The organism is Corynebacterium sp. A21 (assembly GCF_052266655.1).
In the GTDB taxonomy this organism is placed as follows: Bacteria; Actinomycetota; Actinomycetes; order Mycobacteriales; family Mycobacteriaceae; genus Corynebacterium.
This window is the reverse complement of the sequence record NZ_JBQPQY010000002.1, coordinates 13,702-28,663: the sequence shown is the minus strand read 5'-3', so window position 1 is coordinate 28,663 and position 14,962 is coordinate 13,702. Positions and strand designations below refer to the sequence as shown.

Here is a 14,962-nt window from a genome sequence, read left to right as displayed (position 1 = left end):
CGTGTCGGATGGAGATCGGCGGGGTCAAGAACCCGCTCTCCGAGACCGCCTAATTAAAAGGTCTCTGAGGGGTTCAACGGCCCTTAAACTCAGCAGGAGCACCTTCCCCGTGCATTCGGGGAGGCGCTCCTGCTGTTTTGGGAGATGTCCTGGGGCGATGAAGGGAAAGTCTCGAGGATCGGGCCAATTGCCCTAATTTTGAGGCTATCCAGCTGATCCTCGAGACCCACCCGGCACCCGACAATCCCTCCACCGCCTCAGCTAGTATCGAAAACCCTTTTCACCTGGTCAAATGAAAACGAAACCCCATTTTCAAAAGGCTTTCAATAAGATCTCCGGTGTGCTTAGGTGGAGATATGACAGCACCTGAACAGACCGGAAAGAACGGTCGTGACTGTGGACTGACCCGCCCACAGGGTGGGGGAGCCCAGCAGCACCACCACGAGCATGGCGCCAGCGACCACGGCCATGATCACAGCCACGCCCCGAAGTCCCTGCGCGCGCTGGTGGCCGTGATCGTGCTGACCTCGGTGATTTTCCTGGCCGAGCTGATCGGCGGTCTGGTTTCCGGATCCATGGCGCTGCTGGCCGATGCCATGCACATGCTCTCGGACTCCACCGGCCTGATCATCGCGCTGGTGGCCATGCTCATCGGCCGCAAGTCCGCCTCCTCCACCGCGACCTACGGCTACCGCCGGGTCGAGGTGCTCGCGGCGATGCTCAACGCGGGCGTCGTCACGCTGATCTCGGTTTGGGTGGTGGTGCAGGCGGTGATGCGGCTGGGCGGCGGCACCGAGATCGACACCGACCTCATGCTCATCGTCGCGGTCATCGGTTTCCTGGCCAATGGAATCTCCGCCCTGGTTCTGATGCGCCACCAGGACGGCAACATAAATATGCGTGGTGCCTTCCTGCATGTGCTCAGTGACATGCTCGCCTCGGTGGCGGTCATCATCGCCGGTCTGGTCATCCGCTACACCGGCTGGATGTTCGCCGATACCATCGCCTCCCTGGTCATCGCCGCCATCATCCTCCCGCGTTCCCTGGGCCTGCTTCGCGACGCCGTGGAGGTGCTGCTCGAGCGCGTCCCCCGCGGCGTCGATACGCAGCAGCTGGAGGATGGCCTGTTGGGGATCAACTGCGTGCGGGAGGTCCACGATCTGCATGTCTGGAGCCTGGACGGCAAGGACATGCTCGCGACAGTGCACCTGGTTGTCGATGGCGAAGCTGCCCAGCCGAGCAGCTGCCTGGTGCTCGATCTCGCGGATGAGGTCTTCGCCGGGTTCGGAATCGGGCACTCCACCATTCAGCTGGAAAGCCCCGGCCACCAGCCCCATGAGGGCGGTCTGGAACTTCATCACTGATCAATTCACCGGAGTTCGCCGGATTAGCTAGAGTCAGTCGCATGGGATTTGCCACTCCGAGTTACACCCTGCCCGATCTGTTCGCCCGAGTTGACCGGGGTGACCTGCAGCTTCCTGATTTCCAGCGGACCTACTCCTGGGACGTGGACCGGATTCGTTCACTACTTGTCACCGTGCTGCGGGGCTACCCCATTGGTTCCCTGATGGCGCTGGACACCCGCAATGAGCCCATGCGCTTTCGGCCACGCCCACTCTCTGGCGCCCCGGACACCGGTGAGAACCCCGGGCTGCTGCTCCTGGACGGCCAACAGCGGCTGACCACCCTCTACCTCTCCCTGACCGGTGATGGCACGGTGGAGACCGTTGACTCGCGCTCCAAGCGGATCACCCGCCGCTTCTACGTGGATCTGCGCCGCGCGGTGCAGGAGCCGGTGATGCCCGATGAGGCGGTCTTCTCCGTGGATGAAACCGGGGAGGTCCAGTCCCATTTCGGGCCGGTGATCTCCGGTGGGCTCAGCCACCCGGGGGCGGAGCTGGAGAATTTCTGTGTACCGGTGTCCGCGTTGCTGGGGGAGGAGGCCACCGATTTCATCTTCGACCTGATCGGTCGGGCTGAGGCGCCGATGCGTCAGTCCATCAAGGATTTCTACAATCAGCTGTTGCGCCCGCTCGCCGGCTACAGTGTGCCGATCATCCGGTTGGCCAGGGAGACCGCGCAGGCCGGGATCGGTTCCATTTTTGCCCAGGCGAACTCCGCCGGGTTGCAGATGGATGTCTTTGAACTGCTCACCGCGGTCTTCGCGAGTGAGGACCCGGACTATGAACTCAACCGGCAGTGGCGGCGCACCCGCGCCTTGCTCCGGGAGTATCCGGTACTCGACAGCATTGGCCGCACCGAGTTTCTCACCGCCATTTCCCTGCTGGTCACCGGCCGCCATGGCCGGGCAGTCGGTCACCGGGAGGATATTCTCAAGCTGACGCTGGGGGACTACCGCCGTGCCACAGAGGATATGCGTATCGCGTTCCAGGAGGCCGCGGTCTTCCTCTCCCAGCGGTGCATCCTCACGGCGGGGCAGGTGCCCTATCCCGCCCAGATCATCCCACTGGCGGTGATCCTGGCGATCCTGGCGGATGAGCCGCAGTCCCTGGCCAACACCCACAGCTGGGATCGGCTGCACCGCTGGTTCTGGTCCGGGGTCTTCGGCGAGCTCTACGGCTCCGCCGCGGTGATCACCCGCATGGGCTATGACGTCGACCAGGTCAGCCGCTGGGTCGGGGCCGGCACCGATGAGGTGGTCGACGAGCCGAAGACGGTGCGCGATGCCGAGTTCACCGAGTCCCGGCTGCTCAGCGTCAATCAATCCTCCGGGGTCTGGCAGGGGATCTACGCCCTGCTGATGGCCCGCGGTGCCCGTGACTGGCGCACCGCCCAACCCTTCGACCGATGGACCTTTAAAGACCTGGACACCGGCTTCCACCCCATCTTTCCGCGGGGTTGGTGCGAGGACCGCGGGGTGGATCTGATCCTGGCCGACAGCGTGCTCAACCGCACTCCCATGGGGCGACGCACCCAGGTGATGCTGGATGGGGCGGCACCGGGCCGATACCTCAACCGGGTGCAGGAGAAGTCCCTGATGGACGATGTGGAATTTGATATCGTCCTGGCCGGACATGATCTGGACCCGGCATTGCTTCATGCCTCGGATGCGGAGGCCTTCTTCGCGGACCGTCGTAGTCGTCTGCTCGGGGTCATCGAATATGCCATCGGCAAGCCGGTGTTGCGCGATGTCAATGAGAAAGATCTCTCCGCCGGGGCCGAAGGGCCGGGGGCTTTTGTAGACTGAGCGGACATCCCGGCTAGCCTGGACGTATCATCCAAGCTCAACCGCCCAATTTCTCTGAGAGGTCCCACGCGTGCAGGATTCACACACCCGTCTCCGTCGTCTGACTACCATGGCCAGTGCCGTGGTCATGAGTGCGACGGTGTTGGTCGCCTGTTCCAACGGGGAAGGCGCGCAGATTGAAACCGCGCCGGCCGGAGAACAGAATGAGGCCTCGGCCAATGGTGCCCCGGCAGGCAACGGCCCCCTCGCCGAAGCCCGGGCAGCCAATATCAACCGAAACGTCGACCCGAAGTTCGGGGAGACACCTCAGGTGCTCAGTGATACCACCGGGAGTGGTTTGGAAAGCAGCAGACTCTTCTTCGATCAGTCCGAAACTCTGGTGGTATCCGGGGCGAGCGAGGCGGCGCAGCTGCGTGCAGCCTCCATCGCCGTGGTCTCCCACGCCCCGGCGGTGCAGTTTTCCCCCGGGCAGCGGGAACAGATCCTCGCCGAGATTGAACGCCTGGGTGCCACCAAGGTGCTCACGGTCGGGGACGTCGACCTCCCCGCGGTCGAGGGCGTGGAGATCTTCGCCGATGACGGCTCAACGGACGCCCTCGCCGAGCTGAGCGCCAAGAAGTTCAGCGAGCAGCCAGTCGCGGGCTACGCCGACATGGTCGCCGCGACTGCCGCCCTGGAGCCCGACCAGAACACCCTGCTCACCGCCAGTTGGGAACAGTTCCCCGATACCCGTGGTGAGAATGCCGAGAAGCTGCCCGCGCTGCCGGCACAGTCGCGCCGGGATGCCGGTGCAGCCCCGGTGATCATCGCCAGCCCCGGCAGTTCCACCATCGACGTTGCCAATGCGCGTTCCTATGGTGGGGAGGTCCGGGTGATGGATTATCACGATCCGCGGCTGAACGCCGAGACCATGGAGATGGTTGCGGGGCTGTCTGATCATCCGTTGGTGGCACTGGGTGCCCAGTTCGGCACCGGGGAGCAGCTGGCGGAGAAGATCGAACTCGGGGAGACCGTGACCACCGAACTCCCCGGCGGCGGTGGCCTGGTCTTCCCGGGTCGTCGTATGGTGGCCCTCTACGGGCATCCCTCCGGACCGGCGCTCGGCCTGATGGGGGAGCAACCTCCGGCAGAGGCCGTGGCCCGGGTGCAGGGCTATGTGGATCAGTACCAGGCGCTCGTCGAGGAGCCGGTGATCCCGGCCTTCGAGGTCATCGCCACCGTCGCCTCGGAATTCCCCGGCGATGACGGCAACTACTCCAATGAGTTTGCCGTCGAAGATCTGCGGCCCTATGTCGATGCCATCGTCGACGCCGGCGGCTACGCGGTGCTCGATCTCCAGCCCGGCCAGGCCTCCTTCCTGGAGCAGGCGAAGCTCTATGAGGAGCTGCTCAAGGAGCCGAATGTGGGCCTGGCCCTGGACCCGGAGTGGAAGATCGGGCCCGGCGAGCAGCCGATGCAGCGGGTCGGTTCCGCCGAAGCCGCTGAGATCAATGAGACTGCGGACTGGCTGGCAACTCTGGTCAAGGACAACGGTCTGCCGCAGAAGGCCTTCGTGCTCCACCAGTTCCAATTGCAGATGCTGCGTGACCGCGAGCAGATCAACACCGACCACCCGGAGCTGGCTTTCGTCCTCCACGCCGATGGACACGGTACCCCCGGTGATAAATTCGCCACCTGGGATGCGTTGCGCCAGGGGTTGGATGACAACAGCTACTTCATGGCCTGGAAAAACTTCATCGACGAGGACTTTCCGACCTTCACCCCGGAACAGACCTACCAGATCAATCCCAAGCCCTGGTTCATCAGCTACCAGTAGTGGTGAGATGGCCATTGTGGCGTTAGCACTAACTGTTGTCTAACCGTTAATGGGGGTGAAGTGCCCTAGCCCACTGTGCGTTAGGGCCGGGTCACTCAGTAGTCTTTGATTTGTTGCACGCCACCCTGAGCCGGCGTGAGCCAATCTCTTCTGCGACGCGGTCGTGCCGCGAAGGGGCTGAAATTCTCAGAATGTAGGAGTCACACCTGTGAGCCGTCCTGTAGTCCTCATTGCCGATAAGCTTGCGCAGTCCACCGTGGATGCGTTGGGAGACGCCGTAGAGGTGCGCTGGGTCGATGGACCGAACCGCCCCGAGCTGCTCGCCGCTGTCGCCGATGCCGATGCGCTTCTCGTCCGTTCCGCCACCACCGTCGACAAGGAGGTGCTGGATGCCGCTCCGAAGTTGAAGATCGTCGGTCGCGCCGGCGTCGGCCTGGACAATGTCGACATCGAGGCCGCCACCGCTCAGGGTGTGATGGTGGCTAACGCGCCGACCTCGAATATTCACTCCGCGTGTGAGCACGCTGTCTCCCTGCTGCTCTCCGCCGCCCGCCAGATCCCCGCTGCGGATGCCACCCTGCGTCAGGCAGAGTGGAAGCGCTCCTCCTTCAATGGTGTGGAGATCTTCGGCAAGACCGTCGGCATCGTGGGCTTCGGCCACATCGGCCAGCTCTTCGCCCAGCGACTGGCTGCCTTCGAGACCACCATCGTGGCCTACGATCCCTATGCGAACCCGGCGCGCGCCGCTCAGCTCAACGTTGAGCTGGTGGAGCTGGACGAGCTCATGGGTCGCTCCGACTTCGTGACCATCCACCTGCCCAAGACGAAGGAAACGGCCGGCATGTTCGATGCCGAGCTGCTGGCCAAGTCGAAGAAGGGCCAGATCATCATCAACGCCGCCCGCGGTGGTCTAGTGGATGAGCAGGCACTGGCAGATGCCATCAAGTCCGGCCACATCCGTGGCGCCGGCTTCGATGTCTTCGCCACCGAGCCCTGCACCGATTCCCCGCTCTTCGCACTCCCGGAGGTCGTGGTCACCCCGCACCTGGGGGCCTCCACCATCGAGGCTCAGGACCGCGCCGGCACCGATGTCGCCGCCTCCGTCCTCAAGGGCCTGGCCGGCGAGTTCGTCCCGGATGCCGTTAACGTCTCCGGCGGTCGCGTCGGCGAAGAGGTCGCCGTCTGGCTCGATCTCTCCCGCAAGCTCGGCCTGCTGGCCGGCAAGCTGCTTCACGACGCCCCGAACACCCTCGAGATTGTCGCCCGCGGCGAGCTCTCCACCGAGGATGTCTCCGCCCTGGGTCTGTCCGCCGTCCGTGGCCTCTTCTCCGGCATCATCGAGGAGTCCGTCACCTTCGTCAACGCCCCGCGCATCGCTGAAGAGCGTGGCCTGAACTTCGTGGTGGAAACCGCCAGCGAGTCCATCAGCCACCGCAGCTCGCTGGAGGTCACCGCCATCAGCGCCAACGGCGAGAAGGCCACTGTCGTCGGTGCCCTGACCGGCCTGGACCGCGTGGAGAAGTTCGTCCAGATCAACGGCCGCGGCGTGGACCTGCGTGCCGCCGGCCGCAACCTCTTCCTGCGCTACACCGATGCCCCGGGTGCCCTGGGCAAGGTCGGTTCCCGTCTGGGCGAGGCCAGCATCAACATCGAGGCTGCCGCCATGACCCAGGCAGCCAAGGGCGATGGTGGCGTGCTGATCCTCCGCGTTGAGTCCGAGGTTCCCGAGGACCTGGCGGACCAGATCGCCGCTGACCTCAACGGTGAGGTCATCCAGCTGGCCCTGGATTAATCTCCACCGATCGGCCTGAACGCCCCGACCTTGATGCTTCTCCGGAAGAATCTGAGGTCGGGGCGTTCGTGTTGCTTCGGTCTTGCTTGGATTCGAGTGGTTCGGCGTGGCCCCATCTCGGGGGAGTGGGTGTCCTCCGGGCGAGGGGAGCTGCTCAGCTGAAGTGGCCGAGCGCGCGGCGCCGGTACTCGGCCGGGGTGCACCCTTCCACCTGGCGGAATACCTGCCCGAAGTAGGAGATATTTTCCACTCCCCAGCGCCGGATGAGCTGTTCGATTGATTCCTCGACCAGCAGCGGTGAGGCGAGGTCCTCCCGGACCCGTTCCAGACGACGTTGCCTGATATGGCGGGCCACCGTGGTGTCGGTGGCGCTGAAGAGCTGGTGCAGGTAGCGCGTGGAAATGAAGGCCGCGGCGGCGACGCGCCCCGGGGTCAGCTCCGGATCGCTCAGCTGGGATTCGATATAGGCCAGGCACTGTTCGCGGAGGGTATCCGCGGAAGACTCCACCGGCGGCTGCGGGGCACCTCTCTCCTGGATCATCTGCTCCACCATGGAAACGACATGGTGGGAGAGGCTGCTCCTGGTGGCGGCCCCGAGTTCCCGGTTCCCGGCTTCCAGGTGCTTGAGGAAGGACCATACTGCCGGGGCCAGGCCGCCATCCGCGGCGAAGCTGGTGGCGCTGAAATCATGCAGCTCGGCAGGGGAGCTGCGGAAGCGGCTCAGCGGGATCTTCAGGCTCAGGGAGCCATAATCCCGGGAACCCTCGATAAGGACCGGGGCATCAGAGGTGTAGAGCGCGAAACTTCCGGAATCCACCCGCGCCTTCCTACCGAACTGTGAGAGGTGGAGTGTTCCAGAGGACTGGAAGGAGACCACGCAATAGCCGTTCTCCTCGCCCTGGACGTGCTGGGTGGTGCGTTCAGCGGCATGGAGGCCGCTGTGCATGGAGAAGATCCGGGTGTCCAGGAGCGGGGTCGAGGTAATCCTGCCCTCGAACTCGCCACCTGCCGGGACATCGACGCCGAAGGGGAGCACGGTCTGATTGACCAGGTCCTGCCAGGACTTCCGGTCTGCTGCGGGCCCAGTTTCAGCGGTGGCATCCATCTGATCCTCCGGCAATGTCTGTCCACCTCGATGTCAAATTATTGATCGTGCCACCGGATGCGTGGCACGACGATCGCGGGCATGAAAAGTGATGAGCGGTCTGTGTCAATCTACCTGAACGAGAAAGAAACTAGGCAATGTGGGTCACATGCGGTCTCGTATTGTGGGACTGGGCACTTTAGTGCGCGGAATTGAGAGTGGTGCTCCTTCCAGTGATACAGATCATGTCCGGGATCGCCTTATGGTGAGAACTACATCACAGGTCGGTGCAAGAGCCGATCGGAGTTGAAGGAGAAAAACGATGGCCTACCTGCTTGGTTCCCACCATGTGACCCTTTCTGTCGGCGGCGCCCAGGAGGATGTGGACTTCCATACCCGGGTGCTGGGAATGCGCTTCATCAAGAAGACCGTCCTCTACGACGGGGCCACTCCCGTGTACCACCTGTACTACTCCAATGCACAGGGGGACCCCTCCAGCGTCATCACCACCTTCCCCTGGGCCCAAGCCGGACTCTACGGGCAGCGGGGCACGAACCAGGCCCGCGAGGTATTGCTGGCCGTTCCCGCCAGCTCCATGGACTTCTGGGCCAAGCGGCTGGCGGCACTGAACATCAGCGCCCAGCAGGAGGAGATCTTCGGCGAACGACGCCTCTCCTTCCTGCACCCGAGTGGCATCGAGTACCAGCTCGTGGGCACCGAAGGCGATCCCCGCCAGGGGCACCCCGGCCACGGCGTGACGCCGGAGGCCGCGATCCACGGCATGCACGGCGTGGGCATCCATGTCTTTGACCAGGATCGCATGGTCGACTTCGGCAATGAGGCGTTCTTCTCCCAGGGGCAGGTCCTCGAGGAAGGGGATCGGGCACGCTTCCGGGTCGGCAGCGACACCCACGGAAACTGGATCGAGCTGACCGGCAACCGCACCGATGCCCAGGGCACCTGGCGCTATGGGGCAGGCACCTACCACCACTTCGCCTGGAACCTGGACACCCTGGAAAACCAGGAAGAGGTCAAGTTCGACATCGAAGGCGCCGGCTACACCGACATCTCCGAACTGAAGAACCGAACCTACTTCAAGTCCCACTATGTCCGGTCCCCGGGAGGCGCCCTCTTCGAACTCGCCGTGACTCACCCGGACGGCGGCTGGGACTGCGATGAATCCCCCGAGGAGCTGGGCCAGCGTTTCATGCTGCCAGCGCAGTTTGAGTCCGAGCGGGATTCGATCATGTCCCGTCTCGAGACGATCACCACCGAGTCCGAGAGCGATGAGTAGCCCGCAGATCCACGGTGCCGCCGCCGCCGAGGCGGACGTCCTGATCTACGGAGTCCACGGCCGTGGCCAATCACCGGAGTTCATCAGGGACCTGGCCGAGCGGATCGGCGAACTCCACCGATTCTCCTGGATCATGCCGGCCGCACCCGGGAACACCTGGTACCCGGAGGGCTTCATGGCACCCACCGAGCGTAATGAACCCGCCCTCGCTGCGGCACTGGGCACCATGGACACCCAGCTCGCTGAACTGGTGGGAGGTGCCAAGCCGGTGGTGGCGCTGGGATTCTCCCAGGGAGCGTGCCTGCTGGCGGAACACCTGCTGAACGCCCAACCGAAGGTAGCCGCCATGATCCTTCACACGGGCGGCTACCTGGGGCCGGAGCCCCGCAACTTTCCCCGGCAACCGGGATGGGAAGCAACACCGGCGCTGCTCCTCACCGCTCGGGCGGACCCCTGGGTACCGCTGCACCGCAGTGAAGAAACGGCCCAGGCCCTCGCGGATGCCGGTGCCACCGTGGACCTCCGCATCTACGAAGACACCGAACACCACATCAACGATGATGCCGTCGCAGAAATTCGGGAGCTCCTGGCACAGGTAGCCACCACCCACCACCGCTGAACCGCGAACACCTCAGATTAAGGAAGACATCATGACCACCTCCATCAAAAACTCCACCCGCGTCCAGGCCCGACTCAACGAAGGCTCGGAATTCCCCGCCCTGATGCAGCGGCTCGATGAGATCACCCCGCTGCTCAAGAAGAACTTCGCCAAGAATGAGGAACTCGGCGAACTCTGCGAGGAGACACTCAACGCCCTCCACGAGGTCGGTGCCTTCAAGATCGGAATCCCTGTGGCACTCGGCGGCTATGAGCTCACCCCGACCCAGACCATCGAGGTGCTGGAAAAGGTCTCCTACGCTGACTCCGCCGCTGGCTGGGTGCTGATGGCACTCCAGATGATCACCGGCACCACCGCCGCCTACCTTCCGGAGGAAGCCCAGGATGAACTCTTCCCTGACGGAAGCTACGCCCTGATCGCCGGCCAAGGCACCAAGAACGGTAAGGCAATCCGCGTTGAAGGTGGCTACCGGGTCACCGGCAACTGGTCCTTCGGCTCCGGAATGAAGCATGCCACCCACATTCACTCGGCGGCCTTCGATGAGGAGAACAACCGCCCCATCGTGGTCACCTTCCCCAAGGAAGAGGCGAAGCTCCTGGACAACTGGGATGTCATGGGACTGCGCGCCACCGGCAGCATCGACTACTCCTGCGAAGACCTCTTCGTCCCAGACACCTACGTCTATGAGCCGACCACCACGGCACCGCTGAGCGGCGGTGCCCTGTACACCCTCGGCCTGGCGAACATGTCCGGTATCTGCCACACCGGCTGGGCACTGGGCATCAGCCGGCGCATCCTCGATGAGATGAAGTCCCTGGCGCAGCACAAGCACGGGGCACCCGGAACCTCGGTGGACACCGACCACTTCCTCGCCGAGTACGCCAAGGCCGAAGCCAAGATGCGCTCCACCCGCGCCTGGGTGAAGGACGTCTGGGCGGACAATGAAGCCGCCATCGCCACCGGTGAGCTGCTCTCCGCAGAACAGGAGACCCAGACCCGGCTGATGCTCAACACCGTCACCTGGACGGCACATGAGATCGGTGAGTTCGTCCACTACTGGTCAGCCACCGCCATGGCCCGGCGCGGCGACCTGCAGCAGCTCTTCCGGGATCTCAATGTCGGAACCGGCCACATCACCAGCGGCCCGGGCGTCCTGCAATCCTGCGGCAAGCACCTCGTCGGTTTCGCTCCGGATGCTTTCTGGGCCTTCATCAAGCTGGTCGAGCCGCAGGAGGGGAGCAAGTAATGAATTCCCAAGCAGTGGATCCGGCCATCATCGGCCAGGACCTCAAAAACGCCTTCCGTTCCCATCCCGCCGGAGTCGCGGTCGTCACCGCAGACCCCGGAAACGGCCCGGTCGGGTTGACCGCCACCAGTGTCACCTCGGTGTCCATGGACCCACCGACGATCGCCTTCTCACTCTCCGCTCTCTCCAGCTCTGGAGTGAAAATCCGCACCTCCGAGTATGTGGTGGTCCACCTCCTCAGCGCGGACCAGATCGGCCTCGCCCAGCTCTTCGCCACCAGTGGGATCGACCGCTTCGCGGATACCTCGAAGTGGGGCCGACTCGCCACCGGTGAGCCCTACCTCAAGGACAGTGAGGTGTGGATGCGCGGCAAGATCACCGGAAGCATCGACATCAACGGCTCCGCCCTGGTGGCTGTCGAGATCATTGAAAGCCAATGCACCGCCCCACCGGAGCGGGTACCCCTGGTCTACTGCAACCGAACCTGGCACCAGCTTTCTGAAACCAGCGCACTGAATGAGGGAAAATAATGACGACCACCCAGGCACCGAAGAACACCCAGGCACCCCACCTGAACCCGAACTCCCCGGCAGTGACCAGCCACCGCGGCCGGTTCTGGATCGCCGGAGATGTGGTGGACACCTTTGCCGGCCCGGCACAACGCGGCCCGCTCTACGTGGAGTGGGAGGTCGCGGACCCGAACACCACCAAACCTGCGCTGGTCCTCATCCACGGTGGCGGCGGTCAGGGGACCGACTGGTTAGGCACCGTGGACGGCCGACCAGGATGGGCGCAGCACTTCGTCGCGGCCGGCTACCCGGTCTATGTTGTCGACCGCGCCGGGCACGGACGCTCGCCCTATCACCCGGAGGTCATCGGGGAGATGGGTGCACCCTTCGGTTATGGCCCAGCCACCGGACTTTTTGTCCCACCGGAGTTCGAGGAAGATCACAGCGCCTGGCCATGGGGTCGGGAATCAGGTGCGCCGGAGTTCGATCAGCTGGTCGCCGCCTTTGGTCCGCTGCCGGCAGATCTGGGTTACTCCCAGGCGCTGGATGCCGATCGGATCGCTGCCCTGCTGGACAAGATCGGCCCGGCCGTCCTGATCACCCACTCCGCGGGTGGCCCCGTGGGCTGGGTGACCGCAGATCGCCGACCGGAGCTGGTCAGTGCGATCGTCGCCATCGAACCGATGGGCCCGGCCTTCGTGGAGTTCCCGGGCATGGGCACCCTGGACTGGGGACTCAGCGCCGCCCCGATGACCTATGATCCGCCACTGGCAAGCCCCGAGGAAGTCGCTGCGGCAGCGCCTGAATCCCGCCGCATGCCGGCTCTGGTGGACACTGAGGTGCTGGTGGTCACCGGCGGGGCCTCACCCTTTGCCGGATTTGCGGATGAGGTGGTGGATTACCTCAATCATGGTGGCGCCCGCGCCAGTCACGCGCACCTGCCGGATCATGGGGTGGTGGGCAATGGGCACGCGATCATGCAGGAGCAGAATTCTGCGGCGGCGATCGTGCCGGTCCTGGAGTGGCTCGAGCAGCGCTGACCGCCGGTGCCGAGATGAAGCGTAACTTCCATCACCGGACCCTGCCCCAGAAGGTCTGCTTCGGGGCCGGCCGGGCAGGAGACTATCTGGCGGCGGAGGTCACGCGGCTCGGTTCCCGAAGGATCTTGCTGATTCTCACCTCAAGCGCCGTTCCAGCGGCAGAGTCGATGATGCCGGGACTTCCGGTGGCTGCCCGGATTGAGGGGGTGACCCAGCATGTCCCGGAAGCGGATGCGGTACATGCCCGGAGCGAAGCGGTGCGCATTGATGCTGATCTCATCATCAGCATCGGTGGTGGTTCCGCGGTCGGGTTGGCCAAGGCCGTGGCAGCAACCCACCCGGTTTCCCTGATTGCAGTGCCGAGCACCTATTCCGCCTCCGAGGCCACCGACATCTGGGCGATCACGAGGGCGGGCCGCAAGCAGCTCAGGCAGGATCCCCGGGTGCTCCCGGCGACGGTGATCTATGATGCCGAATTGCTGGCCGGGCTGCCGAAGGACCTGGCCATGCGTTCGGGGTTCAACGCGATCGCACACTGCACGGACACCCTCTGGGCAGGCGAGGCAAGCCCGATCTCCCGACTGTTCGCCGGCGAGGCCCTGGCCGCCCTGGCCCAGGGGATCCCGATGCTGGCTGCCACGCCAGAGACAGACGCGCCTCCGTTGGTAGCCCGGGAGCTCTGCCTCTACGGCAGCTATCTGGCGGCGGTGGGTTATCGCAGTGTGGGCAGGGCTCTCCACCATGAGATTGTCCATGTCCTGGGTGGCAGGTTCAATCTGCCGCACGCGCTCACCCATGCTGTGATGCTGCCCTACGTGGTGGCGGTTAATGCACCGGCAGCACCACCAGGGAGAGCGGAGATCCTGGCAGCTGCCCTGGGGGCCGCACCAGCGGAGATCTCCGGGGACCCCGCCCGCGCTGGCGTCGATAAGCTGCTGGAACTGCGCGAACAACTGCCTGGGCCGTGGTCCCTGGGGGAGTTGGGGCTGGCGGAATCAGACCTGGCGGAGGCAGCCGCGTTGATTCTCCGGGAGGTACCGCCGGGAAATCCGCGGGCGTTGAGCACGGTGCTGATCAGGGAAGTTCTGCAGGCAGCCCATGCCGGTGACGACCCGCGGAAGTTATTGGGGGAGGGGATTACCCCGACTTCGGGGACCTGCGACTGAGGGCCTGTTAGAATCAGGGAAAAGTTCGCATGGTGAGAAAGGAATCCCACAGAATGAAACTCGCAGTAATTGGTGGCGACGGAATCGGCCCCGAGGTCACAGCAGAGGCGCTGAAGGTGCTCAACACTGTCCGCCAGGACATCGAGGCCACCGACTTTGATCTGGGCGCCCAGCGCTACCTGCGCACCGGCGAGATCCTCACCGATGAAGATCTGAACGCACTGAAGGACTATGACGTCATCCTGCTCGGTGCCATCGGCGCCCCGGGCCAGGTGCCGCCGGGCATCCTCGAGCGCGGTCTGCTGCTGAAGCTGCGATTCGCCCTGGATCACCACGTGAACCTGCGTCCCTCCAAGCTGTACCCGACCTCCACCAGCCCGCTGGCCAACCCCGGCGAGATCGACTTCGTCGTGGTCCGCGAGGGCACCGAGGGCCTCTACGCCGGTAACGGTGGCGGACTGCGCGTGGGCACCCCCCACGAAGTGGCCTCCGAGGTCTCCCAGAACACCCGCTACGGTGTCGAGCGTGTCGTCCGCGACGCCTTCGCCCGCGCCCAGGAACGCTCCAAGAAGCTGACCCTGGTCCACAAGACCAACGTGCTGGTCAACGCCGGTGGCCTGTGGCAGCGCACCGTGGACGAAGTGGCTCCGGAATTCCCGGACGTCACCGTCGACTACAACCACATCGACGCCGCGACCATCTACATGGTCACCGACCCCTCCCGCTATGACGTCATCGTCACCGACAATCTCTTCGGTGACATCCTCACCGACCTGGCAGGTGCCGTCACCGGTGGCATTGGCCTGGCCGCCTCCGGCAACATCGACGCCACCGGCACCAACCCCTCCATGTTCGAGCCGGTCCACGGTTCCGCCCCGGACATCGCCGGCCAGGGCATCGCCGACCCGACCGCCGCGATCCTCTCCGCCGCGCTGCTGCTGCGCCACCTCGGTGACGAGGCCAACGCCGCGCGCATCGAAGAGGCTGTGGCCGCTGATGTTGCCGCGCGTGGCGACGCTCCGGTGCGCACCACCGAGGTCGGCGACCGCATCGCCGCCGCCCTGAAGTAACTCAGCTGTACTAATACAGCTCGCTGAGAAGCCGCCACCCAATCTGGGTGGCGGCTTTTTGTGGGTTTTCTGCCTCCTTCTGGCCGTGGAAAGTTCCTGCTCGTTGCAGCTTCTGTAC

Annotated in this window: 12 protein-coding genes; 11 read left to right on the top strand and 1 reads right to left on the bottom strand. The window is 64.4% G+C overall.

Going from position 1 to position 14,962, the window contains the following annotated elements:
* Positions 1 to 356: 356 nt before the first annotated feature.
* The 4 genes from ACTU46_RS04290 to serA all read left to right on the top strand — a co-directional run bounded on the left by ACTU46_RS04290 (position 357) and on the right by serA (position 6,816).
* Positions 357 to 1,364, top strand: coding sequence for a cation diffusion facilitator family transporter (locus tag ACTU46_RS04290; protein ID WP_443379553.1), 1,008 nt, complete (start codon positions 357 to 359; stop codon positions 1,362 to 1,364).
* Between the two features lie 41 nt (positions 1,365 to 1,405).
* Complete coding sequence (locus ACTU46_RS04285; protein ID WP_443379550.1) at positions 1,406 to 3,208, top strand: GmrSD restriction endonuclease domain-containing protein; 1,803 nt, start codon at positions 1,406 to 1,408, stop codon at positions 3,206 to 3,208.
* A gap of 109 nt (positions 3,209 to 3,317) precedes the next feature.
* On the top strand, positions 3,318 to 5,024 hold the full coding sequence (locus ACTU46_RS04280; protein WP_443380393.1) for an MBL fold metallo-hydrolase: 1,707 nt from the start codon (positions 3,318 to 3,320) through the stop codon (positions 5,022 to 5,024).
* A gap of 208 nt (positions 5,025 to 5,232) precedes the next feature.
* Complete coding sequence (gene serA / locus ACTU46_RS04275) at positions 5,233 to 6,816, top strand: phosphoglycerate dehydrogenase (protein WP_443379547.1); 1,584 nt, start codon at positions 5,233 to 5,235, stop codon at positions 6,814 to 6,816.
* A 154-nt stretch (positions 6,817 to 6,970) separates the two neighbouring features.
* Here the strand turns inward: serA and ACTU46_RS04270 are convergent, their stop codons facing one another.
* Positions 6,971 to 7,936: a helix-turn-helix domain-containing protein gene (locus ACTU46_RS04270; RefSeq protein WP_443379544.1), complete on the bottom strand. Its 966-nt coding sequence runs from the start codon at positions 7,934 to 7,936 to the stop codon at positions 6,971 to 6,973.
* A 286-nt stretch (positions 7,937 to 8,222) separates the two neighbouring features.
* Here ACTU46_RS04270 and ACTU46_RS04265 point away from each other — a divergent pair, with 286 nt between their 5' ends.
* From ACTU46_RS04265 to ACTU46_RS04235, 7 genes are read left to right on the top strand one after another with little or no spacing between them, the layout of a single operon-like run.
* A complete protein-coding gene (locus ACTU46_RS04265) occupies positions 8,223 to 9,194 on the top strand; it encodes a VOC family protein (protein ID WP_443379541.1) in 972 nt (323 codons plus the stop codon).
* Complete coding sequence (locus ACTU46_RS04260; protein ID WP_443379538.1) at positions 9,187 to 9,813, top strand: alpha/beta hydrolase; 627 nt, start codon at positions 9,187 to 9,189, stop codon at positions 9,811 to 9,813. The genes ACTU46_RS04265 and ACTU46_RS04260 overlap by 8 nt, the downstream gene beginning before the upstream one ends.
* 31 nt (positions 9,814 to 9,844) lie before the next feature.
* Entirely contained in the window at positions 9,845 to 11,059 is a 1,215-nt protein-coding gene (locus ACTU46_RS04255; RefSeq protein WP_443379535.1) for an acyl-CoA dehydrogenase family protein, read from the top strand.
* Positions 11,059 to 11,589, top strand: a complete 531-nt coding sequence (locus ACTU46_RS04250) for a flavin reductase family protein (RefSeq protein ID WP_443379532.1) — start codon at positions 11,059 to 11,061, stop codon at positions 11,587 to 11,589. The genes ACTU46_RS04255 and ACTU46_RS04250 overlap by 1 nt, the downstream gene beginning before the upstream one ends.
* The gene (locus ACTU46_RS04245) at positions 11,589 to 12,608 is read left to right on the top strand and encodes an alpha/beta fold hydrolase (RefSeq protein ID WP_443379529.1); all 1,020 of its coding nucleotides are present in this window, start codon (positions 11,589 to 11,591) and stop codon (positions 12,606 to 12,608) included. Before ACTU46_RS04250 ends, ACTU46_RS04245 begins: the two co-directional genes overlap by 1 nt.
* Positions 12,590 to 13,774 carry an iron-containing alcohol dehydrogenase gene (locus ACTU46_RS04240; protein ID WP_443379526.1) on the top strand — a complete coding sequence of 395 codons (1,185 nt, stop codon included), beginning with the start codon at positions 12,590 to 12,592 and terminating at the stop codon, positions 13,772 to 13,774. Before ACTU46_RS04245 ends, ACTU46_RS04240 begins: the two co-directional genes overlap by 19 nt.
* A 53-nt stretch (positions 13,775 to 13,827) precedes the next feature.
* Positions 13,828 to 14,844: a 3-isopropylmalate dehydrogenase gene (locus ACTU46_RS04235; protein ID WP_443379524.1), complete on the top strand. Its 1,017-nt coding sequence runs from the start codon at positions 13,828 to 13,830 to the stop codon at positions 14,842 to 14,844.
* The last annotated feature ends 118 nt before the right edge of the window (positions 14,845 to 14,962 follow it).